This is a genomic window from Massilia sp. WG5 (assembly GCF_001412595.2).
Lineage (GTDB): Bacteria > Pseudomonadota > Gammaproteobacteria > Burkholderiales > Burkholderiaceae_D > Telluria.
In genome coordinates, this window is record NZ_CP012640.2 from 404,203 (window position 1) to 428,327 (window position 24,125).

General features: G+C 66.8%; 30 protein-coding genes. 18 read left to right on the top strand and 12 right to left on the bottom strand.

All coding sequences use genetic code 11. From position 1 onward, the window contains the following. The 5 genes from AM586_RS01770 (at position 1) to AM586_RS01790 (ending at position 3,041) form a co-directional block, all read left to right on the top strand. The gene (locus tag AM586_RS01770; RefSeq protein WP_047825099.1) at positions 1–906 is read left to right on the top strand and encodes an SDR family oxidoreductase; all 906 of its coding nucleotides are present in this window, start codon (positions 1–3) and stop codon (positions 904–906) included. Positions 907–998: 92 nt separating this feature from the next. Next, positions 999–1,322 carry a hypothetical protein gene (locus AM586_RS01775; RefSeq protein WP_156328208.1) on the top strand — a complete coding sequence of 108 codons (324 nt, stop codon included), beginning with the start codon at positions 999–1,001 and terminating at the stop codon, positions 1,320–1,322. A 109-nt stretch (positions 1,323–1,431) separates the two neighbouring features. Further along, complete coding sequence (locus AM586_RS01780; RefSeq protein ID WP_047825373.1) at positions 1,432–2,025, top strand: TetR/AcrR family transcriptional regulator; 594 nt, start codon at positions 1,432–1,434, stop codon at positions 2,023–2,025. 78 nt (positions 2,026–2,103) lie between these two features. Beyond that, positions 2,104–2,817, top strand: a complete 714-nt coding sequence (locus AM586_RS01785; RefSeq protein ID WP_047825374.1) for an SDR family oxidoreductase — start codon at positions 2,104–2,106, stop codon at positions 2,815–2,817. A 23-nt stretch (positions 2,818–2,840) separates the two neighbouring features. Beyond that, a complete protein-coding gene (locus AM586_RS01790) occupies positions 2,841–3,041 on the top strand; it encodes a hypothetical protein (protein WP_047825101.1) in 201 nt (66 codons plus the stop codon). A 1-nt stretch (position 3,042) separates the two neighbouring features. Here AM586_RS01790 and AM586_RS01795 read toward each other — a convergent pair whose 3' ends face one another. From AM586_RS01795 to AM586_RS01805, 3 genes are read right to left on the bottom strand one after another with little or no spacing between them, the layout of a single operon-like run. After that, the gene (locus tag AM586_RS01795; protein WP_047825102.1) at positions 3,043–3,795 is read right to left on the bottom strand and encodes an NRDE family protein; all 753 of its coding nucleotides are present in this window, start codon (positions 3,793–3,795) and stop codon (positions 3,043–3,045) included. Continuing rightward, entirely contained in the window at positions 3,786–4,088 is a 303-nt protein-coding gene (locus AM586_RS01800; protein ID WP_052233947.1) for a DUF4936 family protein, read from the bottom strand. Before AM586_RS01800 ends, AM586_RS01795 begins: the two co-directional genes overlap by 10 nt. 13 nt (positions 4,089–4,101) lie before the next feature. Continuing rightward, positions 4,102–5,169, bottom strand: coding sequence for a folate-binding protein YgfZ (locus tag AM586_RS01805; protein WP_047825103.1), 1,068 nt, complete (start codon positions 5,167–5,169; stop codon positions 4,102–4,104). A gap of 112 nt (positions 5,170–5,281) precedes the next feature. Between AM586_RS01805 and mltG the strand changes: the two genes are divergently transcribed. Genes mltG through AM586_RS01830 form a run of 5 tightly spaced genes read left to right on the top strand, consistent with a single transcriptional unit; the run spans position 5,282 to position 8,891 of the window. Then, entirely contained in the window at positions 5,282–6,289 is a 1,008-nt protein-coding gene (gene mltG, locus AM586_RS01810) for an endolytic transglycosylase MltG (protein ID WP_197416445.1), read from the top strand. Continuing rightward, positions 6,286–6,894, top strand: a complete 609-nt coding sequence (gene tmk / locus AM586_RS01815; protein WP_047825104.1) for a dTMP kinase — start codon at positions 6,286–6,288, stop codon at positions 6,892–6,894. The genes mltG and tmk overlap by 4 nt, the downstream gene beginning before the upstream one ends. After that, positions 6,891–7,934, top strand: a complete 1,044-nt coding sequence (locus tag AM586_RS01820) for a DNA polymerase III subunit delta' (RefSeq protein WP_082439595.1) — start codon at positions 6,891–6,893, stop codon at positions 7,932–7,934. The genes tmk and AM586_RS01820 overlap by 4 nt, the downstream gene beginning before the upstream one ends. 21 nt (positions 7,935–7,955) lie before the next feature. Next, positions 7,956–8,354 carry a PilZ domain-containing protein gene (locus AM586_RS01825; protein WP_047825105.1) on the top strand — a complete coding sequence of 133 codons (399 nt, stop codon included), beginning with the start codon at positions 7,956–7,958 and terminating at the stop codon, positions 8,352–8,354. 15 nt (positions 8,355–8,369) lie between these two features. Continuing rightward, positions 8,370–8,891 carry a GNAT family N-acetyltransferase gene (locus AM586_RS01830; protein WP_047825106.1) on the top strand — a complete coding sequence of 174 codons (522 nt, stop codon included), beginning with the start codon at positions 8,370–8,372 and terminating at the stop codon, positions 8,889–8,891. Between the two features lie 3 nt (positions 8,892–8,894). On the opposite strand, the gene AM586_RS01835 is transcribed toward AM586_RS01830, so the two are convergent. Continuing rightward, positions 8,895–9,137 carry a hypothetical protein gene (locus AM586_RS01835; RefSeq protein ID WP_047825107.1) on the bottom strand — a complete coding sequence of 81 codons (243 nt, stop codon included), beginning with the start codon at positions 9,135–9,137 and terminating at the stop codon, positions 8,895–8,897. 84 nt (positions 9,138–9,221) lie between these two features. Here AM586_RS01835 and AM586_RS01840 point away from each other — a divergent pair, with 84 nt between their 5' ends. From AM586_RS01840 to lpxO, 7 genes are all read left to right on the top strand, one after another. Next, positions 9,222–9,923, top strand: coding sequence for a YceI family protein (locus AM586_RS01840; RefSeq protein WP_047825108.1), 702 nt, complete (start codon positions 9,222–9,224; stop codon positions 9,921–9,923). A 4-nt stretch (positions 9,924–9,927) separates the two neighbouring features. Then, on the top strand, positions 9,928–10,710 hold the full coding sequence (locus tag AM586_RS01845; RefSeq protein WP_047825109.1) for a TatD family hydrolase: 783 nt from the start codon (positions 9,928–9,930) through the stop codon (positions 10,708–10,710). 14 nt (positions 10,711–10,724) lie between these two features. Continuing rightward, positions 10,725–11,378, top strand: coding sequence for an ankyrin repeat domain-containing protein (locus tag AM586_RS01850; RefSeq protein ID WP_229412946.1), 654 nt, complete (start codon positions 10,725–10,727; stop codon positions 11,376–11,378). A gap of 144 nt (positions 11,379–11,522) precedes the next feature. Beyond that, on the top strand, positions 11,523–12,458 hold the full coding sequence (locus AM586_RS01855) for a methyltransferase domain-containing protein (protein WP_047825110.1): 936 nt from the start codon (positions 11,523–11,525) through the stop codon (positions 12,456–12,458). Positions 12,459–12,634: 176 nt separating this feature from the next. After that, positions 12,635–12,835 carry a hypothetical protein gene (locus AM586_RS01860; RefSeq protein WP_047825111.1) on the top strand — a complete coding sequence of 67 codons (201 nt, stop codon included), beginning with the start codon at positions 12,635–12,637 and terminating at the stop codon, positions 12,833–12,835. 119 nt (positions 12,836–12,954) lie between these two features. Beyond that, entirely contained in the window at positions 12,955–13,182 is a 228-nt protein-coding gene (locus AM586_RS01865; protein ID WP_047825112.1) for a DUF6139 family protein, read from the top strand. A 133-nt stretch (positions 13,183–13,315) separates the two neighbouring features. Beyond that, positions 13,316–14,212 (top strand): lipid A hydroxylase LpxO, encoded by an 897-nt coding sequence (gene lpxO / locus AM586_RS01870; RefSeq protein ID WP_047825113.1) that lies wholly within the window; start codon positions 13,316–13,318, stop codon positions 14,210–14,212. A gap of 66 nt (positions 14,213–14,278) precedes the next feature. Here the strand turns inward: lpxO and AM586_RS01875 are convergent, their stop codons facing one another. The 6 genes from AM586_RS01875 to AM586_RS01900 all read right to left on the bottom strand — a co-directional run bounded on the left by AM586_RS01875 (position 14,279) and on the right by AM586_RS01900 (position 20,792). Beyond that, entirely contained in the window at positions 14,279–15,595 is a 1,317-nt protein-coding gene (locus AM586_RS01875; RefSeq protein WP_373887938.1) for an acetate kinase, read from the bottom strand. Positions 15,596–15,727: 132 nt separating this feature from the next. Next, the gene (locus tag AM586_RS01880) at positions 15,728–16,231 is read right to left on the bottom strand and encodes a hypothetical protein (protein WP_047825114.1); all 504 of its coding nucleotides are present in this window, start codon (positions 16,229–16,231) and stop codon (positions 15,728–15,730) included. Between the two features lie 11 nt (positions 16,232–16,242). Further along, complete coding sequence (locus AM586_RS01885; RefSeq protein WP_229411183.1) at positions 16,243–16,884, bottom strand: C39 family peptidase; 642 nt, start codon at positions 16,882–16,884, stop codon at positions 16,243–16,245. Positions 16,885–16,928: 44 nt separating this feature from the next. After that, positions 16,929–17,360 (bottom strand): hypothetical protein, encoded by a 432-nt coding sequence (locus tag AM586_RS01890; protein ID WP_047825115.1) that lies wholly within the window; start codon positions 17,358–17,360, stop codon positions 16,929–16,931. An 82-nt stretch (positions 17,361–17,442) separates the two neighbouring features. Then, positions 17,443–19,161 (bottom strand): hypothetical protein, encoded by a 1,719-nt coding sequence (locus AM586_RS01895; protein WP_060566886.1) that lies wholly within the window; start codon positions 19,159–19,161, stop codon positions 17,443–17,445. Positions 19,162–19,457: 296 nt separating this feature from the next. Beyond that, positions 19,458–20,792, bottom strand: a complete 1,335-nt coding sequence (locus tag AM586_RS01900; RefSeq protein ID WP_229411169.1) for a sigma-54 dependent transcriptional regulator — start codon at positions 20,790–20,792, stop codon at positions 19,458–19,460. 329 nt (positions 20,793–21,121) lie between these two features. Between AM586_RS01900 and AM586_RS01905 the strand changes: the two genes are divergently transcribed. Further along, positions 21,122–21,571, top strand: coding sequence for a pyridoxamine 5'-phosphate oxidase family protein (locus AM586_RS01905; RefSeq protein ID WP_047825118.1), 450 nt, complete (start codon positions 21,122–21,124; stop codon positions 21,569–21,571). 11 nt (positions 21,572–21,582) lie between these two features. On the opposite strand, the gene AM586_RS01910 is transcribed toward AM586_RS01905, so the two are convergent. Both AM586_RS01910 and AM586_RS01915 read right to left on the bottom strand, forming a co-directional pair. Next, the gene (locus AM586_RS01910; protein WP_047825119.1) at positions 21,583–22,047 is read right to left on the bottom strand and encodes a hypothetical protein; all 465 of its coding nucleotides are present in this window, start codon (positions 22,045–22,047) and stop codon (positions 21,583–21,585) included. A gap of 59 nt (positions 22,048–22,106) precedes the next feature. Next, positions 22,107–24,077, bottom strand: coding sequence for a U32 family peptidase (locus tag AM586_RS01915; protein ID WP_047825120.1), 1,971 nt, complete (start codon positions 24,075–24,077; stop codon positions 22,107–22,109). Positions 24,078–24,125 lie beyond the last annotated feature (48 nt).

Sequence of the window (24,125 nt, forward strand, 5' to 3'; positions counted from 1 at the left end):
ATGAAGGAGTTCGCAGGACGGGTAGCCGTCATCACCGGCGCCGCGAGCGGCCTGGGCCGCGAGTTCGCGAACAGCGCGGCCGGACTGGGCATGAAACTGGTGCTTGCCGACATCGACGCCAAGGCGCTTGAACAGGTGACCGAAACCTTGATCGCCGGCGGCGCCGAGGTGCTGTCGATGGTCGTCGACGTCAGCAAGCGCGAACACGTCGAGGAACTGGCCGACGCGGCCATGATCCGCTTCCATGGCGTGCACCTGCTGTTCAACAATGCCGGCGTCGCCGCGGGCGGCTTGATCTGGGAAAACAGCGAAGCCGACTGGGAGTGGGTGCTGGGCGTCAACCTGTGGGGCGTGATCCATGGGGTGCGCGTGTTCGTCCCGATCATGCTCGAGTGCGCGCGCCGCGATTCGGCCTACGAGGGGCACATCGTCAACAGCGCCTCGATGGCCGGCCTGCTGAATCCGCCGGGGATGGGCATCTACAACGTCTCCAAGCATGCGGTGGTGTCGCTCTCCGAAACCCTGTACTACGACCTGGGCCTGACCGGCGCGCCGGTCCGGACGTCGGTTCTGTGCCCATACTTCGTGCCGACCGGTATTGGCCACGCCGAGGCGCACCGCCCGCACGAGCTCGCGAACCACGCGCCGCCGACGGCCAGCCAGCAGACCGTGCAGAGCATGGTCAACCAGGCGGTCGACAGCGGCAAGGTGTCGGCGGCGGAGGTCGCACGCCTCAGCTTCGAGGCCATCCGCGAAGAGCGCTTCTATATCTACTCGCACCCGCAGGCCCTGGCCAGCGTGGCCCGGCGCATGGAAGCCATCCTGAAGGGCGACCAGCCGGCCGATGCCGATTCGGCAGCGGCGCAGATCAACCAGGCCTTGAAGGCGCGATTAAACAGCCCGTGATCGTCCTACAGCCATAAGGGATGTCTTCCTATTCGATCGGCGCGCGAGCGCGCTAGCATTGTCCTATCGTCAAGCACTAGAAGGAGGACATGATGGCTGACAACAAAGACAAGGCGCAGCAAGACAGGCAGGACCTCGCCGACCAGGCCGGCGGCAATCGCCAGGCCTCCAGCGGCGCCGCCCAGAACAGCGACTTCATCCACAGCACGCCGGAAGCGAACGTGTTCCCGAAAGGCTCCTCGCAGAGCGACAACAGCGGACGGAGCGCGGGCGGCAACAGCGGACGGAGCGCGGGCGGCAACAGCGGACGGAGCGCGGGCGGCAACTCGGCGGCCGGTACGCCCGACGAGGGCAGACTGGGCGGCACCGGCGGGACTTCCGCGGCAGGCACGACGGGCAACGATCCCGACCGTTAACGCCAGCCGGGCAGCAAAGGAACGGGCGCCCGGTGCGCCCGTTTTGCCATGCTTGACCTTCCGGCGCATCCGGCCTAATATGATGAGCATCATATTCAAATCGAACGCCATGTCACCGAGCCGCTCCATCCGTCACCAGCAGTCGCACGAGCGCATTCTCGACGCCGCGGCGCGCGCGGTGCGCCGCGCCGGCGTCGCCGGAGTCGGCGTGGCCGAGGTCATGAAGGAAGCCGGGCTCACCCATGGCGGCTTTTATGCCCATTTCGCATCCCGCGACACGCTGCTGGCCGAAGCGCTGGAACATGCCGGCAGCCAGAGCAACGCGCGGGTGCGCGAACGCATGCGCGTCCGCACGGACGCCGGCGAGAGCGCCCTGCGCGCGCTGGTGTGCGAGTACCTGTCCGAGCCGCATATGCAAGCGCTGGAGTTCGGCTGTCCGGTCGCCGCCGTGGGTTCGGAGATGCAGCGCGCCCAGGAAGCCTTGCGCGAGGTCGCGAAGAGCCGCGTGCGCGGCCTGGCCGCGCTGGTCGACGACGCTTTGCCGTCCGGATCGCCGTCCGGCAGCGCCTGGGCCATCGCCGCCGCCCTGGTCGGGGCGCTGCAGATGGCCAGGGTGCTGGGCCCGGATGGCGGCGGCGAGGTGTTGAAGGCATGCCGGGACAGCCTGCTTGCCCAGTACGACCGTCCGGGCGCAAGCGCCTGAGACGGAACACGCCGTGCCTGTGAGGCCGGCTTTTTTTTGCGGCAGAACTATGACGCTCATCATATGAAAGGGATGGCCATGAAACTCGATAACGCAATCGTCCTCGTCACCGGCGCCAACCGCGGCCTCGGCGCGGAGTTCGCCCGCCAGGCGCTGGCCCGCGGCGCGCGCAAGGTCTACGCCGGCGCCCGCGATCCGGATTCCGTCAAGCTGCCCGGCGTGACGCCGGTCCGGCTGGACGTCAACGATCCGGTCCAGGTGCGGGATGCTGCCGCGCGCTGCGCCGACATCACGCTGGTGGTCAACAATGCCGGCATCGCCACGCCCGGCAGCCTGCTGGATGAGGACGGCATCGAAGCGCTGCGGCGCATGATGGACACCAACGTCTACGGTATGTTGCGCGTCAGCCAGGCCTTTGCGCCGGTGCTGGCGGCGCAGGGCGGCGGCGCCTTCCTGAACGTGCTGTCGGTGGCGAGCTGGATCAGTACGCCGGGCCTGGCGGCCTATGCGGCGACCAAGTCGGCGGCCTGGAGCGTGAACAATGGCTTGCGCATCGCGCTGAAGGAGCAGGGCACCCAGGTGCTGGGGCTGCACGTCGGCTTCGTCGACACCGACCTGGCGCGCGGCATCGACCTGCCCAAGCTGGCGCCGGCGGAAGTCGTCGCGCGCGCCTATGCCGCGCTGGAGGAAGACCGCAGCGAAGTCCTGATCGACGAACTGTCGCGGAACGTCAAGCGCGGCCTGTCGGAAGAACCCGGGATCTACCTGGACGTGGTGCAGCGCCCCGCCTGAGCGCGGCGTGGTAGCATCGCCGGATGGAAAAACGCACCGACTACAAGACCGCCCTCCTGATCGAGGCGGTGATCCATGAAACCCCTGCCACCGGCATGCCGGCGGCGGCGCGCCGGCTGGCCGAGATCGGCGTGCCGGTCGACGTCGCGCTGCGCGTGCTGACCAGGCCGGTCGAGCGGCGGCAGCAGTTCGAATCGCCGTTCATGAAGCGGGAAGCCTCGTAGTTCAGGCCGCCGGGCAAGGCTGCAGGATCCTTTCGTGCAGCGCCGGCTCGCCTTCCTCGTAAAGCTGGACCACGGTCGAGGTCCGGGTACCATAGCCCTCGATCTCGATGCAGACCGCCGACAATTGTCGCTCCACCTCGATCGGCACGCCGGTGTCCGGCAGGCGCAGGTCGGGGGCGCGGGTGGTGTCGGCCAGCATCTCGAAATAGGCTTCCTCCGGCGCGCCCTGCAGCAGCAGGCTGGCGAAGGTCGCCTTGGTGCGCAGCACCTTCGGCCAGGGCGCGTCCAGCAGGCCGTTCGAGACCCCGTAGATGCCCGGGGTCAAAGCCTGGCCGTTGCGCGGGTCGTCGCCGGCGCGGTTCGAGAACCAGTACAGGCCTTCGCGGTCGCCCAGCACGAGGTTGAAGCCGTTGTACTCGGCGGCGCCGGCGGCGATGTGCGCCAGGTAGGCCGGTGCGTCGAGCTCGCCCTTGAGGAAGTCGGCCACCAGGGCGCCGCGGGTCGGGGCGTCGCTGCGCCGCTCGCCGGGCGCGCGGATATTCGTGAGCGCGGCGAACTTCGGGCCGTTCGGCCCATTCTTCGTCACGCCCATCCAGCTGCCGCCGCCCTGCAGGTCGCGGCCGGCGATGATGTTCGGATCCTCCGGCCAGGGGCCGGCCGGGGTGGCGGGACGGTCATAGAATTCGTCGCGGTTGGCGCACGCGATCACGGGCACGCCGGGAATCACGCGCCAGGCAAAAACGATCAGGCACATGGGTTCGGCTCCGGAATCAGGTCGACGAAGACTTCGGCGCGGCGCGGGCCGGCGAGCAGTTCGTCCAGGCCGGCCCGGGCGGCGGCCCGGGCAAGCTCGTCGGCGAAGCTGTCGGGCACGCCCGGATAGACCTCCATCCAGGTCTGCATGCCGTCCTTGCTCTCGGGACGGCGCTTGAGCTGATTGGGGGCGCGGTGGCTGGCCGCCAGCGCCGCCTGCATGGCGCGCACGCGCGGCGCGAGCGCGGCGCTGTCCTGCTCGCGCACCTTGTAATAGACGTACAGGTCCATCATCGTCCGCGGACCATTACGCTTCCGGCGCGTCGAGGGCGTAGGGCAGCGGCAGGAAGGCCAGCTGGGTGCCGCCGGCGGAACCATGGCGCACCTCATGCTCGAGCGCGGCCAGCTTGATCTCGACCAGGGCATCGGCGCCGCCCTGGCCGTTCGGCGCGGCGTTGACGATCATGCCCGACGGCTGGTCGGGGTCCGCGCTGGAGAACACTTCGTCGCCGGCGCGCACCGCGGCATTGGGCAGCGTGGCCAGCGTCATGCGGCGCTTCAGCTTGCCGAGATACTGGCTGCGGGCCACGATTTCCTGGCCCGGATAGCAGCCTTTCTTGAAGTTCACGCCACCGATCAGCTCGAAGTTCACCATCTGCGGCACGAACTGTTCCTGGGTCGGCTGGGTCACCTGCGGCACGCCGGCGTGGATCTCGGCCAGGCGCCAGGCGGCATTGCCGCCCAACGCCAGGGTCTCGCGCAGCTGCGGCAGGGCCGCGACGGCGCTGTCGCCCGAGGTGATCCACAGGTAGCGCGGCGCGCCCAAGGCGTCGCCCAGGCGGATCACGGTGCCGAATGCGCCATCGAGCTTGGCGTAGGGCGCGGCCGGCAGGGCGCCGACGTGGCGCGCCAGCGCTTCGCCGGCCTTCGCGCCGCCCAGGCCGAGCACGGCGGCGGTGGCCGCTTCCTCGGTGGCGTCGCGCAGCTTCGCCTTGGCGCGCAGCACGAACATGCTGAGACGCTTCTGCAGCGGGGCCTGGATGGCGCGCGGCAGGGCCAGGTAGATATCCTTGTTCTCCTGGCCGCCGCGCCACATCAGGAAGGTGGCCTGCAGGCGGCCCTTCGGCGTGCAGTAGCCGGCCAGCCGGGCTTCATTGGCGCCGAGGTGTTCGACGTCATTGGTCAGCTGGCTGTGCAGGAAACTGGCCGCATCGTCGCCGGCGGCGGCGATGAGTCCGAGGTCGGTGACCGGCGCCACCATGCCGGCGGCGAGATCGGCGGCCGAGAGGGTCTTGCCGAAGTCTTCGACTTGCGTGGCTTCGTCTTGGTGAAAGCGTGCGCCGAGCGAGGCGAGGTGTTCGATCCAGTTATTCATACGATCCGCGTGTCAAATTCTGATCTATTTCTTGATTAGGCTTTATCATTACGGCCTCATTATAGAGTTGTCGACAAATTCGCGTCGGGCACGGCGCAAAACCAGACTTCACATGGCACTAATAAGAAAACTCATCGTCACGGGCGTGATCGTGTCAGTCGCGGCCGTCGGGGGCTTCCAGTGGTGGGCGAAGCAGCCCATCACCACGGCAGACAGCCCCATCATTCCATTCGCCATTGCCCAGGGCAGCGGCGTCTCCGGCGCCGCCCAGCAGATGGCGAGCTCCGGGGTGCCGATCAACGGCTTCCTGTTCGGGGTGCTCGCGCGCGTGACCGGCAAGGCGAGCCAGATCAAGGCCGGCAGCTACGAGCTCAAGCCGGATACGAACCCGCGGCGCCTCTTGACCCAGCTGGTGCGCGGCGAATTCGCGCAGGAATCGCTGACCATCATCGAAGGCTGGACCTTTCGCCAGATGCGCCAGGCGGTCGACGCCGCGCCCAACCTGAAGCACGAGACGGCCAAGCTGTCCGACAAGGAATTGCTGGCCAAGGTGGCGCCGGACGCGAAATACGCGACGCCCGAAGGCCTGTTCTTCCCGGACACCTACCTGTTCGCGAAGAATTCCAGCGACCTGCAGATCTACAGGCAGGCGCACGAGATGATGATGAAGCGCCTCAAGACGGCCTGGGAAAAGCGCGAGCCGAACCTGCCGTACACCGACCCTTACCAGGCCCTGATCATGGCCTCGCTGGTCGAAAAGGAGACCGGCCAGAAAAGCGAACGCTCGATGATCGCGGGCGTGTTCGTGAACCGCCTCAAGACCGGCATGCTGCTGCAGACCGATCCGACCGTCATCTACGGCATGGGCGACAAGTACGACGGCAAGATCCACAAGAAGGATCTCGAGACCGACACCCCGTACAACACCTACACCCGCGCCGGCCTGCCGCCGACCCCGATCGCGCTGCCGGGCGTGGAGTCGCTGGCGGCGGCGCTGACGCCGGCCAAGACCGAGGCCCTGTATTTCGTTTCGCGCGGCGACGGCACCAGCCATTTCTCGGCCAACCTGAACGAGCATAACAAGGCGGTCAACCAGTATCAGCGCCAGGGGGCGAAATGACGGGCCGTTTCATCACCTTCGAAGGCATCGACGGGGCCGGCAAGTCGACCCACATCGGCTTCGTGACGGACCTGCTGAAGGACGCCGGAAAGACCGTGGTGTCGACCCGCGAACCGGGCGGCACGCCGCTCGGCGAAAAGCTGCGCGAGCTGCTGCTGCACGAAAGGATGGACCTGGAAACCGAGGCGCTGCTGATGTTCGCCAGCCGCCGCGAGCACATTGCGCAAGTCATCGAGCCGGCGCTCGCGCGCGGCGACTGGGTGCTGTCCGACCGGTTCACGGACGCCAGCTTCGCCTACCAGGGCGGCGGACGCGGCCTGCCGCTCGAAAAGCTCGACCGGCTGGAACAGTGGGTGCATCCGCACCTGCAGCCCGACCTGACCCTGCTGTTCGACGTGCCGCTGGAAGTCGCGCGCGAGCGCCTGGACGCCACCCGCACCCTCGACAAGTTCGAGTCCGAGGAGGCCGCCTTCTTCCAGCGCTGCCGCAACGAATACCTGCGCCGCGCCAAGGAGCACCCCGAACGGATCGTGGTCATCGACTCGACCCGCACCATCGACGATGTCCGCACCGCCCTGCGTGCGGCACTGGAGAAGTTGTTGTGAAGCTCAGTGGCATCACTTACCCCTGGCAGGAAGAGGCCTGGACGCAATTGCAGCAGATGCGCGTCCGCCTGCCCCATGCGATCCTGTTTTACGGCCCGGCCGGCATCGGCAAGGCCGACTTCATCGAGGCCTTCGCCCAGGCCTTGTTGTGCGAAAACGTGCGTCCCGACGGCCATGCCTGCGGCGCGTGCGCGTCCTGCGGCTGGTTCGCCCAGGGCAACCATCCCGACTACCGCCGCGTGCGGCCGGAAGCGATGGAAGACGAAGCCCCGCCGGCCGAGGGCGAGGACGCCGCCGACACCGATAAAAAGTCGAAATCCTCGAAGACGGCCTCGAAAGACATCAAGATCGAGCAGGTGCGCGCGCTGGCCGACTTCATGAACATCTCGACCCACCGCCAGGGCTTGCGCGTGGTGGTGCTGTATCCGGCCGAGGCGCTGAACATGCCGGCCTCGAACGCGCTGCTGAAGACGCTGGAAGAGCCGCCGCCGGGCACCGTGTTCCTGCTGGCGTCGAACGGCCTGGACCGGCTGCTGCCGACGATCCTGTCGCGCTGCCGCAAGTTCGCGCTCCCCATGCCCGAGCACGCCCAGGCCCTGGCCTGGCTCGAGGCCCAGGGCGTGCAGGATGCCGACGGCTGGCTGCGCGAGCAGGGCGGGGCGCCGCTGGCGGCCCTCGTCCAGGCCGAGACCGGCAGCCGCGAAGAACTGGACGCCCTGCTGCACATCCTGGCCCAGCCGAGCGTCGAGGCCGCGTTGCGTGCCGCTGACAAATTGAGCAAAGCGCCGCTGGCATCCCTCGTCGCATGGCAGCAACGGTGGCTGTATGACGTGTTTTCGTACAAGCTGTCCGGCACGATCCGCTATTATCCGCGGTATCGCCAGCAGCTGGCCAAGCTGGCCGAGCGCGTCCATACGGCCAAGCTGATGCAGGCGATCAAGTCGACCAACGAACGGCGCGCGGTGGCGGATCACCCGCTGTCGCCGAAATTGTTTGTCGAAGATATGTTGCTTGATTACACTGCCTGCTGCAGCGCTTGATCTAGCCACGAAAGGATTCCGATGAACGGCTTGCCCACCGACCCGAACGCACCACCGGGTTTGCCGACGACGCCCCAGGCGCCGCGGCCGTCCGTGCTCTCGCTCGCCATCAAGGAGAAGGCGGCGCTGTACGCGGCCTACATGCCTTTCCTGAAGAATGGCGGGATGTTCGTGCCGACCAACAAGCCGTACAAGATCGGCGACGAGATCTACCTGATCCTGTCGCTGATGGATGACCCGAACAAATACCCGATCGCCGGCAAGGTCGCCTGGATCACGCCGGCCGGCGCCAACAATAACAAGGCGCAAGGCATCGGCGTGCATTTCCCGGCCGACGAAACCGGCCAGCGCGCCAAGCTGCGCATCGAAGAAATCCTGGGCGCCGCGCTGCGTTCCTCACGCGCCACCCATACCCTGTAAATCGATCAAATTTTTATGCCGTCGTACGTACACCGCCTTGCCCGCATCGACGACCTGCCCGTCATCGTCGATATCTACAACTCCACGATCGCCTCGCGCGAAGTCACCGCCGACACCGAACCGATCACGGTCCAGTCGCGCGAGCAATGGTTCGCTGACCACACCCCGGAACGCCGTCCATTGTGGGTCATCCATGACGCCGCGGACAAATCCGACGATCCGGAAGTGATCGGCTGGTGCTCCTACTCGAACTTCTATGGCCGTCCGGCCTACTCCGGCACCGCCGAGGTGTCGATCTACATCGCCGAAAGCTGGCGCGGCAAGGGCATCGGCCGCTACTGCCTGGAACAGGCGATGGCCTTCGCGCCGAATATCAAGGTGCACACCCTGCTGGGCTTCATCTTCGGCCACAACGCGCCCAGCCTGGCCCTGTTCCGCAAGTACGGCTTCGAGACCTGGGCGAATTTCCCGCGGGTGGCCAACCTGGATGGGATCGAGCGCGACCTGATCATCCTCGGCAAGCGCGTCGCAGACTAAAATTCAGTCGCCCGGTCCCTCGCCGGGCATCGTGTCCGCCATCAGCCGGAGTTCTTCCGGCGTCAGTTCTTCCGGCTTCTTGTTCGCCAGCGCGTCAAAGTCCGGATGAGGGTCGGGCTGGGCGCTCTGCTGCGCTTGGCCGGCCTGGTCGGCGCCTGGCTGGCTGCCGGCCGGCGCCGGCTGTCCGCTCCGCTGAGTCTGCTCCGCCTGCTGCTTCTGCTGCTGATCCTTCTGCTCGTTGCTCATAGAAAATCTCCATGCTGAGTGGTCCTTGTGACCGAGTTTGGCATAGCGGCGCTTGCGGCGGCGTCCTGTTAAGCTTCACGGACCATGAAGCGCGTCCTTCCATTGCTGATGCTTCTCGCTGCCTGCGCGCCGCCGGCGCCGCCACAGCCCGGCGCGGCGTCCGGCGCGGCAGCCGACCGGGACGCGTATCGGGAAGCGTATCGCGCGGCCGCCGCCGCAGGCAGCGCCGTGTACCAGGTCGATCCGGACGCTTCGCTGGTGGCGGTCGTGGTGCGCCGGGCGGGCCTGGCGGCGCGGCTCGGCCACAACCATGTGGTGGCGAGCCGCAGCCTGGAGGGCTATGCGGCGCCCGGCCTGGGTCGGGCCGACATCGCCTTCCGTGTCGACCGGATGAGCATCGACGAGGCCGGACTTCTGCGCGAGGCGGGCATCGACACCCAGCCATCGGCGGAAGCGGTCGAGGGCACGCGCAGGAATATGCTGGGTCCGGTGCTCGAGGCGGCGCGCTATCCGACGGTGACGTTGCATGCGGAGCTGACGCCGGGGCGGCAACTGCGCGCCGCCGTCACGCTGCACGGCTTCACGCGCTGGATGACGCTGCCGGGCACGCTGGAGGTGGAGGCCGCGCGCCTGGATACGAGCGGAACGGTGCGGCTGAAGCAGACCGATTTCGGCATCACGCCGTTTTCGGTCGGGGGCGGCCTGCTCGCGGTGCAGGACGAGCTGGAGGTGCGCTACCACATCGTCGCGCGGCGCTGGGCGCCGTCCGGGCATCGCGTACAATAAGCGGATGTACATCGATTCACATTGCCATATCAATTTCCCGGAGTTGGCAGCCCGCATGCCCGAGATCCTCGCCAGGATGGCCGAGAACAAGGTCGACAAGGCGCTGTGCGTGTCGGTCAACCTGCCGGAATTTCCCAGCGTGCTCGCCCTGGCCGAGCAGTATCCGCATATTTACGCGTCGGTCGGCGTGCACCCCGACTACGAAGACACGCCCGAACCCACCGTCGAGGAACTGGTGCGCCTGGCCGGCCATCCGAAGATCGTCGCGATCGGCGAGACCGGCCTCGATTACTACCGCCTCGAAGGCGACCTGGAGTGGCAGCGCGCGCGCTTTCGCACCCACATCCGCGCCTCGCGCGCGACCCGCAAGCCGCTGATCATCCATACCCGCTCGGCCAGCGCCGACACGATCCGCATCCTGCAGGAAGAGGGCGCGGCGGTCGACAAGGGCGGCGTTGCCGGCGTGATGCACTGCTTTACGGAGACGCTGGAGGTCGCGCAGGCGGCGATCGAGATGGGTTTTTACATCTCCTTTTCCGGCATCGTCACCTTCAAGAGCGCGAAAGACCTGCAGGCTGTGGCGCGGGCGCTGCCGCTCGACCGCATCCTGATCGAGACCGACTCGCCTTATCTCGCGCCCGTGCCCTACCGTGGGAAAATGAACGAGCCGGGTTTCGTGCCGCACGTGGCCGAGTTCATCGCCACGCTCAAGGACGTGCCGCTGCGCGAGGTGGCGGAGCGCACTACCGACAACTTTTACAAGCTGTTCAACATAGCGAAAAACTGAGGAGGGCCTGAACCATGATGCAGCGTCGCGGATTTCTTCGTTTGACCGGCCGGTCGATTCTTGCAGCGCTGGTCGTGGCGGCCTTTCCAAACGCCATGGCGTTCGCTGCGACGCCGGGCCAGGTCTCGGATTTTTACCGCGCGGTCCAGATGGACGACGCAAGCACCGTCAAGTCCCTGCTGGCGGCGGGCGTGGACCCGAACGGGCCGAATCCGGTCGGCGGCGAGCCGGCGCTGGTGGCGGCGCTGCGCGAAGGCTCGATGCGGGTCTTCCGGGTGCTGGTCGACCACCCCGGCATCCAGCTCGACGCCCCGGCCCTGAATGGCAACACCGCCCTCATGATGGCGGCCTTCAAGCATAACCAGGCGGCGGCGGAGGTGCTGGTCCAGCGCGGCGCGGCCGTCAACCGCCCGGGCTGGACCCCGCTGCACTACGCGGCCGCCAGTGGCGACGAGCCCATCGCCAGGCTCCTGATCAAGCACGGCGCCAAGGTCGATGCCGTTTCGCCGCCGGCCAGCGGCGCCATGACGCCCCTGATGATGGCCGAGCGCGAGGGGCATCCGGACATGGTCGCGTTCCTGAAGGAGAAGGGCGCGAATCCTCAGCTCAGGAACACCGAGGGGCTGACGGCGGCGCAGATCGGGGAGCGCAGCAAAGGCGCACGCTGAAGTCACTTCAACAAGCCCAATCGACAAACTGGCGCGGAAATCCCCATCAGCTCCGCGCATCAAAATCTTTCCTCGTTGCAGATAATGCTCTGACGCAATCAACCACGGCGCCGGCGGGACGCGGAGCTGACAACGAGGAACAACATGCTGAACGAACGCGAAATCGAGAGCTGCTATCTGGGGCAGTTCATCCCGGTCCATTACCACCACAACATGCTGATGGACCAGAATCGCATGCACAGCTTCAAGTCGGCGATCTTCCACGCTGTCAAGCCGGGCGCCAAGGTGCTGGAACTGGGCGGCGGCACCGGCGTGCTGTCCTTTTTCGCGGCCCAGGCCGCCGAGAAGGTCTATTGCGTCGAGTTCAATCCCGACATGGTGCGTGAAGCCCGCAAGTTCCTGGCCATGAACCAGAACGGCCACAAGGTCGAGGTGATCCACGCCGACGCCTTCGAGTACCTGCCGCCGGAGCCGGTCGATATCGTGATCTGCGAGATGATCCATGTCGGCATGCTGCGCGAGAAGCAGGTCGAGGTGATCGAATCCTTCAAGCGCCGCTACCTGGCGCGCTTCGGCGGCCCGCTGCCGGTCTTCATGCCGGAAGCCGTCATCATGGCGGTCCAGCCGCTGCAGCAGGAATACGATTTCGAAGGTTTCAACGCGCCGATCGTGCAGTTCCAGCCGACCAACGTCATCTACCCGGGCACGGTCGAACTGGCCCAGCCGGCCGTGTACAGCATCCTCGACTTCAACCAGCCGGTGGACCCGCTGGTCGCCTGGGAAGGCCGGGTCCAGGTCGAGAAGGCCGGCACCCTGAATGCACTGCGCTTCATCACCAAGAACGTGCTGTCGATCATCGAGGAACTGGGCACGACGGTCGATTGGCTGAACCACTACATGATGCTGCCGCTGGCACAGCCGCTCGAGGTCCGTGCCGGCGACATCGTCCAGATCAGCTTCGCCTACCGCTGCGGCGGCTCGCTGCCCTCGCTGGAGGCGTCGATCCGCACCGAACTGGTGGCGCGCTTCGAGCAGGAAGCGGTCGCCGAGCCGGCTGTCGAGTCGACGGTGTACGCCTGAACGGCTGAACACAGCTTCCCTGCGCAACGGCCCCGCCTCGGGGCCGTTTTTCATTCAGCCCCCGTTTTCATCCGTCCATCCCCATCTGCTGCCATTCGTCGCAAGATCGTTGCCCCGCCAGGCACTTGTCAGTACAGTCACAGCATCGAATCCCCCCATGCCTGAAGGAGCGAACAATGCTTGGATTCCTCGCCTGGTTGCTGCTGCTGTTCCTGTGCTGGCCTCTCGCCCTGCTGGCACTGTTCCTGTACCCGCTGGTGTGGCTGGTCCTGCTGCCGTTCCGCCTGCTCGGGATCGGTGTGGAAGCCGTGTTCGAACTGCTGAAGGCCGTCGTGCTGCTGCCGGCACGGATCCTCGGCGCTTCGCCAGGACGCTAGGTTCAGTTTCTTTACCTTAAGCCAGTGTGCGTCGATTAACAGACCGTGCTCCATCCTTCGCCTATCGTGGGCATACTGATGGCTTTCATTCGTCAGCCATGCTTAGAAAGGAAACGACTATGCGCCTGGATATTTACCGCAGAGCCGAACAGGACGGCAAATTTTCGTACCTGGCGGTGCCCGAAACCCGCAACATTCCCGAGGAAGCCACGAATACGGACTGGGAAGTCGAAGCCCGCGCCGTCGAGGTGGACGACGATGCCCAGCAGATCGAGGATTACGACATCCGGAATCTGAACGGCCAGCTGGCCGAAAAAGGTTACGCGGTCACATCCACGATGCACTGACCCTGTAGCACACCCACGACAAGTCGCAGCCGGAAACCGGTTCCTCCGCCGAATGGCGGGAGGGCCGGCGTACGGCTGCCCGCCGCATATGGTATCCTTGCGCTCCGTTCAGACAGGTGCAAGTGGAGGCGTAATGAAGTGGGCAGTCGTCGGTTTTCTCATCCTTTCCGTCCTGCACATCCATTTCCGCGGTAAGGTGCGCCTGCCGTTCGGCCGGCAGCTGTTCGACCATTCGTCGTTCATGGCGCCGATCAATATCTTCATGCACCTGTTCTCCCGGGTGCCGAGCACGCCCTATATCCCGGTCCGCGAATTTCCGGAACTCGATGTGTTGCAGCAGAATTGGGAAGTCATCCGTGACGAGGCGCTGAACCTGGTCGCGCTGCAGAAGATCAAAGCGTCCGAAGAGAACAACGACGCCGGCTTCAATTCCTTCTTCAAGACCGGCTGGAAGCGCTTCTACCTGAAGTGGTACGACGCCAGCCACCCGTCGGCCGAACGCCTGTGCCCGAAAACCTATGCGCTGCTGCAGGGGATTCCCTCGGTGAAGGCGGCGATGTTCGCCGAACTGCCGCACGGCGCCAAGCTGAATCCGCACCGCGATCCCTTCGCAGGCTCGATGCGCTACCACCTGGGCCTGGCCACGCCGAACGACGACCGCTGCTTCATCGAAGTCGACGGCCAGCGCTACAGCTGGCGCGACGGCCAGGGCGTGATCTTCGATGAAACCTTCATCCACTGGGCCGAGAACACCAGCGGCCAGGATCGCGTGATCCTGTTCTGCGACGTCGAGCGCCCACTGCGCTACGGCATGGGCGGCATCAACCGCTGGCTGGGCCGCACCATGATGACGGCCGCCGCCTCACCCAACGAGACCGGCGACCAGACCGGCCTGGTGAGCAAGCTGTTCCGGATCTCGCACGTGATGGGCCAGTACCGCCGCCGCTACAAGGCCTGGAACAAGACCGCGTACAAGGCGACCAAGGTCGGCCTGATCGTCGGCCTGGCCGCGCTGATCTACTACATTTAAAAGCACGCGTCACATAAAAACGGCGCGCCGGCCCGGGAGGGCGGCGCGCCGTTTCGTTTTACGCGCTCAGAACGAGAACGGCATCCTCAGCATCAGGGTGACGTCCGGGGTGTCGCGGGTCAGGCCGGCGCCCACCGAGACGTTCAGCGTGCGCTTGTCGCTCAGGCGGTAGGAATAGCCCAGCAGCAGGGTGCCCAGCTGGATGCGCACCGAGCCCGGCACCACCTGGCCGCCCTGGCGGGTGCGGGCTACCGAGTTGTGGTCGTAGCCGATGCTGAACGAGGCCTTTTCGTTCAGCGCCAGGCCCATGCCGAAGTTAAAGCCGAACACGTCGCCTGGTTTCACGTCGCCCAGGAACTCGCGCTCGCCGTTCAGCACGGTGCGGTAGACGTTGCCGCGCTTGAAGTTGTGGGTATAGCTGAAGCTGCCGAAGAAGATCGCCGGGTCGGACGGCATCAGCCAGGTGACGCTCGGCTGCAGGGAATAGAAGCCGGAGCCGGTCGGCAGGTCGAGCGGCAGGCCGGTGCCGGTGACGTTCTCGCCCAGGCAGCGGGTCTGGCAGTCGGTCACGACTTCGAAGGGATCGCGGCCGGTGCGCGACTTGAAGCGCAGGCCGGCAATGTAATACGGCTTGTCGATGCCGCCGTCGTTCAGCTGGTAGCGCCCGCTGAGCTCGACGTCGCCGACCGCCTTGCCGCTGGTGTCGAAGGCGCGTTCGGTGGCGGTGCCGGTGAACAGCTCGCGGCTGACCGTGGAGTCGCTGCGGTAGACGTAGGGGACCTTGGCCTCGAGTTCCAGGCGGTTATTGAAACCGTAGCGGAAGGTCGCCGCGGCGGTCGTCGTGTTGCGCTTGACCTCGCGCACGTCCAGCAGGCCGATCAGCAGGGCGGGAATCACCGTATAGCCGACCAGCGCCACCCGGTTGCTCGACGAGTAGCCGTACTGGACCGAGGGTTCGAACACCAGCTTGCCGCGCGGCGTCAGCACACCCGGCGTTTCGAAGATCGGCGCCACCTGCGGCGCGCGGCTGGCTTCGCTGGGCGGACGGCCGACCGTGTCGCCGCTGGCGATCGGCTGCGGCGACGGCGCCGGCGCGGCGCCGTTGTCCATCTGCTGGCCGTTGGCGGCCGCCGCGGCCGGGCCGGCGCCGCGCAGGCGGTCGAGCGAGTTGCCCGGCGCAGCGGACGGATAAGGCGCGGCCGGCTGTCCCGCCACCGGCGCGCTGATGGGCGACGGCAACAGCGCAGTCGCCGTGGCCGGCGGCTGCGGATTGCCGGTGCCGCGCACCGTGTCGAGCTGGCTGCCCGCCGTCACAGCGCCCGCGCGCAGCTGACGTTCCAGTTCGTCCACACGGGCTCGCTGTTCTTCCAGCTGTTGTCGCATGATCTTCAGCTGTTCCAATAGATCAGGGCCGGATTGGGCGCCGGCCGGGAAGGCCGCGAGGACAAGGCTGACGCCAATCACGCTCGACAGCGCTGGAAATTTTTGCATATTGCTTTTCTCCGGTAGAACCCGTCACCTTCCTGTGACGGCTGAGTTTAAGGCGTTCGCGAGCGTGGACTGGAAATTCATGTTTTGCAACATTCCGCGCGCGCTGACGTTGGCATTGATGATGGTCTGGTTACGGATCAACTGGTCGTTCAGGCTGTTCTGGATCATGGTGGCGCCCAGTGCGCTGCTGCCGAGCTGGACGTTGAGGTCGCCGACCCCGTTCTGGATCAGGTGGGCTTGGCCGGCGGCGTCGCCCGAGAGTTTCGAGATGCCGCCGGCCAGGCTGCCCAGGTCGCCCAGGTCCAGCTGGCTGCGTTCGACGACGTTGCCGTTGATGGTGACGATCCGTTCAATGCCGAGCGAGACGACGAGTCCGGTGTCGGTCTCGAAGCCGCCGCGCAGGGCGTCGAGGGCAGCCGGTTCGACCGCCTGCGCCGGGTCGAAGGGGTTGTCCGGCGCTTCCGCGAGCCCCTGGCCGGCGACCGCGGCGCAGGCCAGGAGCAGGCAGATCTTGACGGGGAGGCGCATGGTATCTCCTCTTAAAAGTCGGTTGGGCCGAATTTCGGCAGGCCCATGTAATCGATGCCGGTCCGGTCCACCGCGTCGCTCAGCGGCGCGCGCGGTGCGGCGCGCCAGTCGGCGGTGAGGTTGAACTGGGGCCGGGTCGGCGCTTCGTGGATCACGAACAGCAGCCGGGTCGGCCAGATGGATTCGAAATGTTCGCGCGTGATCGCGCGCGTGCCGCTGGACGGATCGCCGAGCAGGATGCGCCCGTCCTGGGCGCCCTTGATGACGACGAAGTGGTTGTAGCCTTTTTCGGAAATCAGCACGATGGCCGGCACCTTGGCCTCGACCAGCTTGTCGATCGGCTGGCGGAATCCGTCGGCCTTGAAGCCGATCGTCGCCAGGTAGCGCTGCATGTCGAGCAGCGAAAAGCCTTCGCGGCGGATCTTCTGCTGGTCGCCGTGCTCCCACATCGCCTGGAAGGCGGTGGTTTCGCTGATCGGGTAGCCGTAATGGTGGGTCAGCAGGGTGGCCAGCGCGGCCGAGCCGCAGCTGAAGTCGTACTGCTGGCGGGTGGTGGAAATGAACTTCAGTTCTTTCAGGCTGTGCACGGGAACATTGAAACGGGCGCCGCCCGCGATCGGCAGCTCGGCCGCATTCACGCAGGTGGCGCCCATCAGTGCGCACAGCAGCGCATTCAGCAGAAGCGGGGCGCTATGCTTCATTTGAATTGCACGTTGATGACGGTGGAACTCTGGATCAGTACGTTGGCGCCGCTGTTCTGGATCACGACCGGGATGCCGGACATGTTCGAGAACGCACCCGAATCGATCACGTTGCCTCCGGTGGAGACGTTGGTGGCGCTGTTGCCAGTCACGACGCCGTCGAGCTTGACGTCGGTCTTGGCGTCGGTGCCGCCGCGTGCCTGCTCGAGCTTGCCAAGGTCGGCCGCTGGCCCGAAGTCGAGGCCGAGACCGGACCGGGAGGGCGCGACCGCTGCCGGCTTCGCGTCCTGCTGCGCCGCCGGCGGGACGGTCCCGTCCTGGCCGGCTTCCGGCTCGCCCGGTCCGGCCCAGGCCGGAAACGCCAGAAGCGCGAGCACAGCGAAGCTGCACGCGCGCCTGACGACTCCCTGGTTGAATGATTGCTGCATTCTGTACCCCCGTTTGCTGGACTACCGGGTTACGCGACAACTGCGCCCGAGGGCGCAGCTGTCGTTTCACCCTCCGCGCCGCTTAGTGGCCGCCGACGTTCATGTTGCTCTGGACGTTGACGCTTTGCTGGACCAGAGACGAGATGCCGGTGTTCTGGCTGATGATCATCACGCCGGCCGCGCCCTGAGCGGTGCCGCTCATGTTGTTCGACATGTCGAAGTTGCCGGTGGTGACGCTGTTGGTACCGCCGGCGCCGCCCGCCGCTGCGCCGCCCATGCCGCCCTGGCCGTAGCCGGTGGTGATCGCTGCCAGGTCGCCGCCGCGGCCGCCGGTGCTGGTGCCGCCGGTGCCGCCGTTGCCGCCGTTGCCGGCGGTGGTGTTACCGACGGTGGCCGCGCCGGCCGTCGCAGTGCCCGAGGCCGACGAGCCGCTCGCGCCGCCGGCGCCTGCGGTGTTCGAGGCCGAGCCGCTGGTTCCGCCAGCCGCGCCTGCTGCGCCGGCGCCGCCGGCGCCGCCGGTCGAGGTAGCCGCTGCACCTGCACCGCCGGCGCCGGATGCGGCGGCGGTGTTGCCTGCGCCGTTACCGGCAGTGCTGGTGTGGCCGGCGCCTGCGCCGCCGGTGCCTGCGGTGGCGGTGCCGCCCGCTGCACCCGCGCCGCCGGCTGCGCCCGAACCGCCTGCGCCGCCTGCCGCGCCTGCGCCGCCGGCTGCGCCAGCGCCGCCGCTGGTGGTGCCAGCGGTAGCGGAGTTGGCGCCCGCGGTCACGGCGCCGCCGGTGGCCGACGGTGCGCCCGAGGTCGAGGCGCCGCTGGCGCCGCCGGTGCCCGGGGTGGCGTCGGAGCCGCCGCCGGCGCCGCCGGCGCCGGTGGTTGCCCAGCTGCCGCCGGCACGGGTCGTGCCGCTGGTTGCACTGCTGTTGCCGGTGGTGGCGCCGGCATTGCCTGCCGCGCCGCCCATGCCGCCAGCCGCGCCTGCGCCGCCCGCGCCACCGGCAGCGCCACGGCCGCCTGCTGCACCTGCGCCGCCCGCGCCGCCGGTTGCGCCGCCGGCGTAGCCGCCGTTGCCGCCCATGTTGCCGCCGGCATCGCCGCCGTTGGCGCCCGAAGCCGAGCCGCCGGCGCCGGTGGCGCCGCCGTAGCCGCCGTTGGCGGTCGAGCCGCCGCCTGCCGCGCCTGCGCCGCCCGCGCCGCCTGCGCCGCCGGCGCCAGTGGTGGCCGCAGCCGTACGGCCGCCGTCACCGGCTGCGCCGCTCGTCGAGGAGCCCGAGGTCGCGCCGCCTGCGGTGGCCGAGCCGTTGCTGGCCATGCCGCCGGCCGCGCCGCTTGCGCCGTTCGCGCCTGCTCCTGCAGCGCCTGCGCCCGAGGAGGCAGTCACGCCGCCGCTGGTGCCGGTCGCGCCGCGGCCGCCGTCACCGCCGGCGCCGTTGGCGTTGCCCGAATTGCTGGCGACGTTGCCGATGTTGCTGACGTTGTTGCCGGAGACCGAGCCGCTCAGGTTGCTCGTGGCCGTCGCGGTCGAGGTGTTGTAGGCATTCGAGAGGTTCGAGGTCGCGTTGCCATTGTTCGCCGCGGCGGCGCCGACGGCGTCGGCGCGTGCGGTGCCATTCTTGCCGGCGCTGCTGTCACTGTTGTCCGTGGTGCTGCGGTTGCTGCGGTCGCTGCTATCGGTGTTCGTGCTGGTGTTCGTCGCCGTACGGGTCGTGGTGACGGTGCTGCCGCCGCGGGCCACAACGGAATCATCGGCCTGCGCGCTCAGCGAGAAAGCGAGCGTGATGGCGGTTACGAGCAAAGTCTTGTTCATTCGTTTTCCCCTCTGGGTCTGATTGGTTGGTGACAGGTCGGCTGTATCGCCGACACTTTTGTCTATTGCACAACCAATGCCAGCTACACGGATGAGTTCGCTAAGTATTTGTTTTTGTTGACTTTGTGCGCATGGTCCTACGGCGCGGGTAGTACTTTTCCTGCATAATTTGCCGAATTTGCCGGCATACTGTTTCAAATCCGGTACAGAGGTGTCAACTTGGGTACTGCAACGTACACACCCGCGTTCACACCTTTGACACACCCTGTTACAGATGTGAAGAATGTGTGAACCCCTCAGGACCGCATGCCATGCTTGCTCAGAAGGCGGTACATCGTGGTGCGCGACACGCCCAGGTCGCGCGCCGCGCGGCTGACGTTCTGGCCGCTGCGGTCGAGGCAGTCGCGCAGGGCGGTTCGCTCCGAGCGCATCCGGGCGTCGTCCAGCGCCGCGGAGGTCGGGGCGGGAATCCCGGATGACAGTCCGAGGTCGTCGGGCGTGATCAGGCGCCCGTCGGACATCACCATCGCACGGCGCACGCGGTTGATCAGCTCGCGTACATTGCCAGGCCAGTCGTGGTCGAGGATGGCGGCGATCGCGCGGTCCGAAAAGCCTTTCAGGCGCGGCGCCTTCTCGCTCGTATAGACGTGGAAGAAGTGTTCGGCCAGGGCGACGATGTCCTCGCGCCGTTCGCGCAGGGGCGGAACCGTCACCGGCACCACGGCCAGGCGGTAGTACAGGTCTTCGCGGAAGTCGCCCTTCGCCACGGCCTGCTGCAGCTGCACGTGGGAGGCGGCGATCACGCGCACGTCGACCGGGATGTTGCGTGTGCTGCCCAGGCGGCAGATTGTCTTCTCCTGCAGGAAGCGCAGCAGGTTGGCCTGCAGATCCTTCGGCAGGTCGCCGATCTCGTCGAGGAACAGGGTGCCGCCATCGGCCGATTCGATCAGGCCGGCCTTGCTGCGGGTGGCGCCGGTGAATGCGCCGCGCTCGTAGCCGAACAGCTCGGAGTGGATCAGGGAGGGCGAGATCGCGCCGCAGTTGATCGGCACGAAGGGGCCGGCCGCGCGGTCGGATCCCGAATGGATGGCCTGGGCGGTCAGCTCCTTGCCGCTGCCGCTCTCGCCCCAGATCAGCACCGGCGCCCCGACCTTGGCGACCCGGTCGACCTGCGCGCGCAGACGCACGATCGCGTCGCACTGGCCGATCAGCGGCGAATCGGCATGCGCATGATCGATCAGCTGCTGGCGGCGGCGCTTCAGCATCGCCCAGCCGTGCGCATGCCCGAGGGTGTGCGACAGGCGCAGCGGATCGACCGGCGCGGTATGGTAGTCGCACAGGTGTTCGATGACCAGGTCGCGGCAGGGTGTCGATTCGAGGTCGCGCGGATTGAACACGCCGACCCATTGCATATTGCTGTGGCGGCGCAGGAATGCGTCGATTTCGCCCGGGCGCTGCTGTTCGCGGTCGTGCACCAGCAGTCCGACAAGGTAGTGGTTAGCGCGTAATTCTCGCCCGGCGTCGCCGAGGCTCGTGACGCTGCAGATCTCCCAGTCCGGCATGACACCGCGCAACAGGGTGTCCGTATCCGCGTGAGCCGGGGCGATGCACAGCAGGCGTTTATGGGCCAATCCATCCTCCATGTAAAACGGTCGGCCGGTCCTCGAATCGCGGCAGACATTGCATGAAGACCAGCGATAGTGACCTGCAGAGTGTAACCAAGTGTAAAAATGCAGGCCGCTCAATAGCCAGCGGGAAATAAACATTTATCAATTATCGTTTAGGCAATATTATGCCTTGCGTTCCGGAACGGTGGCGGACGATACAAATGCGCTCACCGTGGCGGAACAGGGATTCGGCGAGCCGGACCGGCCACCGCACGGCCATGCGGTGCGCTATAGTGGATTGAGGGACGCACGCGGAATCCCGCGGCGGACGGCAGGGACCGACAGGAGGTGTGATGGAAAGGGGACAGCAGGAATTCGTCCTGCAGGTGCTGGACACCGCGCAGGACCTGACGCTTGCGACCATCCGCCCGGATGGCTATCCGCAGGCGACCACGGTCAGCTTCGCCCACGAGGAAATGCTGATCTACGTCGGGATCGGCAGGAACAGCCAGAAGGCGAGGAACATCCGCGGCAACGGCAGGGTGTCGCTGACGATCAACCTGCCTTACCACGACTGGCGCGAGATCCGCGGCCTGTCGATGAGCGGCATGGCCGAGCTGCTCGACGATCCGCACGAGGCGGCGCTGGCGGCCGCCTGCCTGGAGCGGCGCTTCCCGGCAGTGTCGGAATGGGGCGGGCCGAACATGGCGCGCGAGGTCGCGTTCGTGCGGATCCGGCCGCAGATGGTGTCCATCCTCGATTACTCCAAGGGCTTCGGCCACACCGAGCTGGTGAGCGCGTAGCCGGGTCGTCGTCAGCGGATGCGGCGCACCTTGGGGGAGTTGTTGGTGCCTTCGATCTCGAGGAACAGGGTGCCGAAGGTATTGCGCGTCACCTTGACCTGCGGATTCTTCATCGGCGACAGCACGGCGCTGCTGCCGTCGATCACACGCCAGACCTGGCCGTTGGCGAGGTGGATCTGCGCGCCCGGTTCCCAGCCGGAAAACTCGCCCGGGATCGTGCTCTCGATCGACTGCGGTGTGGCTTCCTTCGTCTTGACCTGCTCGAGGCCGAAGCGCTGTTCGGCGTTCGCGGCAGCCGGCGCAGCGGCTGCGCCGGGCACTCCAGCGCCGAGCGGCATCCCGTCGTAGCAGGCGAGACGGGCCTGCTGATCGCCGAGGCTGCGGCATTTCAGGATGGCGGCATCGTCGGCCAGCGCGGCGCCGGTGACCGACAACAGGGACAGGGCCAGCAGCGGCGGCAGGCAGGAAACTTTCATCGAGCGCTTTCGAAAAATATGGCTGAGCCCGATTATAGTGGCTGCCTGCACCAGCTGTCTCAGGCGCGTGGCCGCTGGCGGTGGAAGACCAGCGGGCTGTACGGGATCGCGGAGGGCGGCGGCGAGTTCAGGATGTGCGGCTTCATCGCGCCGATGATGTGCATCTCGCAGGGCTTGCAATCGAACTTCAGGGTGTAGCGCTCGTCGCCGCTGACCAGGGTCATCGGTTCGGCCCGGACCTGGCCCTGCACGCCTTGCACGCCCTTGGCCTGCTTCGGACACAGGTTGAAGGAGAAGCGCAGGCAGTGCTTGGTGATCATCAGCGAGACCTCGCCCGGCTCTTCGTGCGCTTCGTAGGCCGCGGCGATCAGCTGCACGCCGTGCTTGTGGTAGAAGGCACGCGCCTTTTCATTGTAGACGTTGGCCAGGTAGCTGAGCTGTGCTTCCGGATACACGGCCGGCGGCTCGGCCGCCGGTGCACGTTCCGGACGCTCCCAGCTTGCCAGTCGCGCGGCCTCGTGGGCGGCGATGGCGTCGCGGCGCAGCGCGTTGATGCTGCTGGATGGCACGAACCAGGGCTGCGACAGCTGCAGCGCGACGGAACGGGCCTCGAACATGGTGTTGCCGAGCTTGCCCAGGCTGGTGCGCAGGCCGGCTTCGGCGGCCGCCGCCTGCTGGGCGGGCTGCAGCGCCAGCGCGGCATCGGCGTGGCTGGCGATGCCGTCTTCGTCGGTCACGCTCAGGCGCAGGCCGCCGTCGACCTCGGACAGCAGCAGGTCGACCGCCACCTTGCGCTCGGAGGATTTCTTGCTCAACGCCGATTCCCACTGGTGGTCGCGGTTGCGGCTGACCGCCGTGCCGACCTTCAGGCCCGGCAGGCTGGACACCGGTTCATTCGGGAACACGCGCCAGCGCTGGCCCTCGGCATCTTCGCCGAGCTTCTGCACGGTGTTGGCCTGGATGCCGACCGTCTCGCGCTTGTGCATGTAGTTCAGGCCGTCGCCGTTGGCCATCGGCGCATTCGTGACGAGGTCGAAGTTGTCGCCACCGATGCGCGCCACGGTGCCCAGTTCCACGCCGACGTACTTGGGCGAATCGAAGGCGCCGATGGTCTCCTTGCGGCCGGTAGCGAAATAATCGGTGTGGCCGCGGTGGAAGTTCTTGTCCACGTCCGGGGTAAACATGATGTTCGTGCGGCCGCTGGAGGCCGGCGCCAGTTCCGGACGGCGCTCCAGGATCTCGTCCAGCAGCAGCCGGTAGTGGGCAGTGATGTTCTTCACATAGCCCATGTCCTTGTAGCGGCCCTCGATCTTGAAGGAACGGATGCCGGCGTCGACCAGCGCTTCCAGGTTGCGGCTCTGGTCGTTGTCCTTCATCGACAGCAGGTGTTTTTCGAAGGCCACCACGCGGCCCTGGCCGTCCGACAGCGTATAGGGCAGGCGGCAGGCCTGCGAGCAGTCGCCGCGGTTGGCGCTGCGGCCATTATCGGCGTGCGAGATATAGCACTGGCCGGAGAAGGCCACGCACAGGGCGCCGTGGATGAAGTACTCGAGCGGCGTCTCGACCTGGGCGCGGATCGCCTTGATCTGCTCGATGGTCAGCTCGCGCGCCAGCACCAGCTGGCTGAAGCCGACCTGGCTGAGGAATTTCGCCTTTTCGACCGTGCGGATGTCGCACTGGGTCGAGGCGTGCATCTGGATCGGCGGCAGGTCCAGTTCCAGCAGGCCCATGTCCTGGATGATCAGGGCGTCGACGCCGGCCTTGTACAGGTCCCAGATCTGCTTCCGCGCCGTTTCCAGCTCGGCATCGTGCATGATCGTGTTCATGGTCACAAAGATGCGCGACCGGTAGCGGTGCGCGAACTCGACCAGCGCGGCGATGTCTTCCAGCGGATTGCTGGCGTTGTGGCGGGCGCCGAAGGCCGGGCCGCCGATGTACACCGCATCCGCGCCGTGCAGGATGGCTTCGCGTCCGATCTCGGCGGTTTTGGCGGGGGACAGCAGTTCGAGCTGGTGGGCGAGCAGTGACATGGGGTTTCCTGGCAAATCGGCGAACCGAAAGCCGGAAATTATAGTCGG

What these genes read in the sequence shown, in the direction of transcription:
- AM586_RS01775 (WP_156328208.1), top strand. Translation starts at nt 999, where the DNA reads ATGGCTGACAACAAAGACAAGGCGCAGCAAGACAGGCAGGACCTCGCC.
- AM586_RS01845 (WP_047825109.1), top strand. Translation starts at nt 9,928, where the DNA reads ATGTACATCGATTCACATTGCCATATCAATTTCCCGGAGTTGGCAGCC.
- AM586_RS01795 (WP_047825102.1), bottom strand. Translation starts at nt 3,795, where the DNA reads ATGTGCCTGATCGTTTTTGCCTGGCGCGTGATTCCCGGCGTGCCCGTG.
- AM586_RS01855 (WP_047825110.1), top strand. Translation starts at nt 11,523, where the DNA reads ATGCTGAACGAACGCGAAATCGAGAGCTGCTATCTGGGGCAGTTCATC.
- AM586_RS01910 (WP_047825119.1), bottom strand. Translation starts at nt 22,047, where the DNA reads ATGAAAGTTTCCTGCCTGCCGCCGCTGCTGGCCCTGTCCCTGTTGTCG.
- AM586_RS01780 (WP_047825373.1), top strand. Translation starts at nt 1,432, where the DNA reads ATGTCACCGAGCCGCTCCATCCGTCACCAGCAGTCGCACGAGCGCATT.
- mltG (WP_197416445.1), top strand. Translation starts at nt 5,282, where the DNA reads ATGGCACTAATAAGAAAACTCATCGTCACGGGCGTGATCGTGTCAGTC.
- AM586_RS01830 (WP_047825106.1), top strand. Translation starts at nt 8,370, where the DNA reads ATGCCGTCGTACGTACACCGCCTTGCCCGCATCGACGACCTGCCCGTC.
- tmk (WP_047825104.1), top strand. Translation starts at nt 6,286, where the DNA reads ATGACGGGCCGTTTCATCACCTTCGAAGGCATCGACGGGGCCGGCAAG.
- AM586_RS01800 (WP_052233947.1), bottom strand. Translation starts at nt 4,088, where the DNA reads ATGATGGACCTGTACGTCTATTACAAGGTGCGCGAGCAGGACAGCGCC.
- AM586_RS01805 (WP_047825103.1), bottom strand. Translation starts at nt 5,169, where the DNA reads ATGAATAACTGGATCGAACACCTCGCCTCGCTCGGCGCACGCTTTCAC.
- AM586_RS01875 (WP_373887938.1), bottom strand. Translation starts at nt 15,595, where the DNA reads ATGCGACAACAGCTGGAAGAACAGCGAGCCCGTGTGGACGAACTGGAA.
- AM586_RS01785 (WP_047825374.1), top strand. Translation starts at nt 2,104, where the DNA reads ATGAAACTCGATAACGCAATCGTCCTCGTCACCGGCGCCAACCGCGGC.
- AM586_RS01885 (WP_229411183.1), bottom strand. Translation starts at nt 16,884, where the DNA reads ATGGGCGCCACCTGCGTGAATGCGGCCGAGCTGCCGATCGCGGGCGGC.
- AM586_RS01915 (WP_047825120.1), bottom strand. Translation starts at nt 24,077, where the DNA reads ATGTCACTGCTCGCCCACCAGCTCGAACTGCTGTCCCCCGCCAAAACC.
- AM586_RS01880 (WP_047825114.1), bottom strand. Translation starts at nt 16,231, where the DNA reads ATGCGCCTCCCCGTCAAGATCTGCCTGCTCCTGGCCTGCGCCGCGGTC.
- AM586_RS01890 (WP_047825115.1), bottom strand. Translation starts at nt 17,360, where the DNA reads ATGCAGCAATCATTCAACCAGGGAGTCGTCAGGCGCGCGTGCAGCTTC.
- AM586_RS01790 (WP_047825101.1), top strand. Translation starts at nt 2,841, where the DNA reads ATGGAAAAACGCACCGACTACAAGACCGCCCTCCTGATCGAGGCGGTG.
- AM586_RS01770 (WP_047825099.1), top strand. Translation starts at nt 1, where the DNA reads ATGAAGGAGTTCGCAGGACGGGTAGCCGTCATCACCGGCGCCGCGAGC.
- AM586_RS01850 (WP_229412946.1), top strand. Translation starts at nt 10,725, where the DNA reads ATGATGCAGCGTCGCGGATTTCTTCGTTTGACCGGCCGGTCGATTCTT.
- AM586_RS01905 (WP_047825118.1), top strand. Translation starts at nt 21,122, where the DNA reads ATGGAAAGGGGACAGCAGGAATTCGTCCTGCAGGTGCTGGACACCGCG.
- AM586_RS01835 (WP_047825107.1), bottom strand. Translation starts at nt 9,137, where the DNA reads ATGAGCAACGAGCAGAAGGATCAGCAGCAGAAGCAGCAGGCGGAGCAG.
- AM586_RS01860 (WP_047825111.1), top strand. Translation starts at nt 12,635, where the DNA reads ATGCTTGGATTCCTCGCCTGGTTGCTGCTGCTGTTCCTGTGCTGGCCT.
- AM586_RS01825 (WP_047825105.1), top strand. Translation starts at nt 7,956, where the DNA reads ATGAACGGCTTGCCCACCGACCCGAACGCACCACCGGGTTTGCCGACG.
- AM586_RS01895 (WP_060566886.1), bottom strand. Translation starts at nt 19,161, where the DNA reads ATGAACAAGACTTTGCTCGTAACCGCCATCACGCTCGCTTTCTCGCTG.
- lpxO (WP_047825113.1), top strand. Translation starts at nt 13,316, where the DNA reads ATGAAGTGGGCAGTCGTCGGTTTTCTCATCCTTTCCGTCCTGCACATC.
- AM586_RS01865 (WP_047825112.1), top strand. Translation starts at nt 12,955, where the DNA reads ATGCGCCTGGATATTTACCGCAGAGCCGAACAGGACGGCAAATTTTCG.
- AM586_RS01840 (WP_047825108.1), top strand. Translation starts at nt 9,222, where the DNA reads ATGAAGCGCGTCCTTCCATTGCTGATGCTTCTCGCTGCCTGCGCGCCG.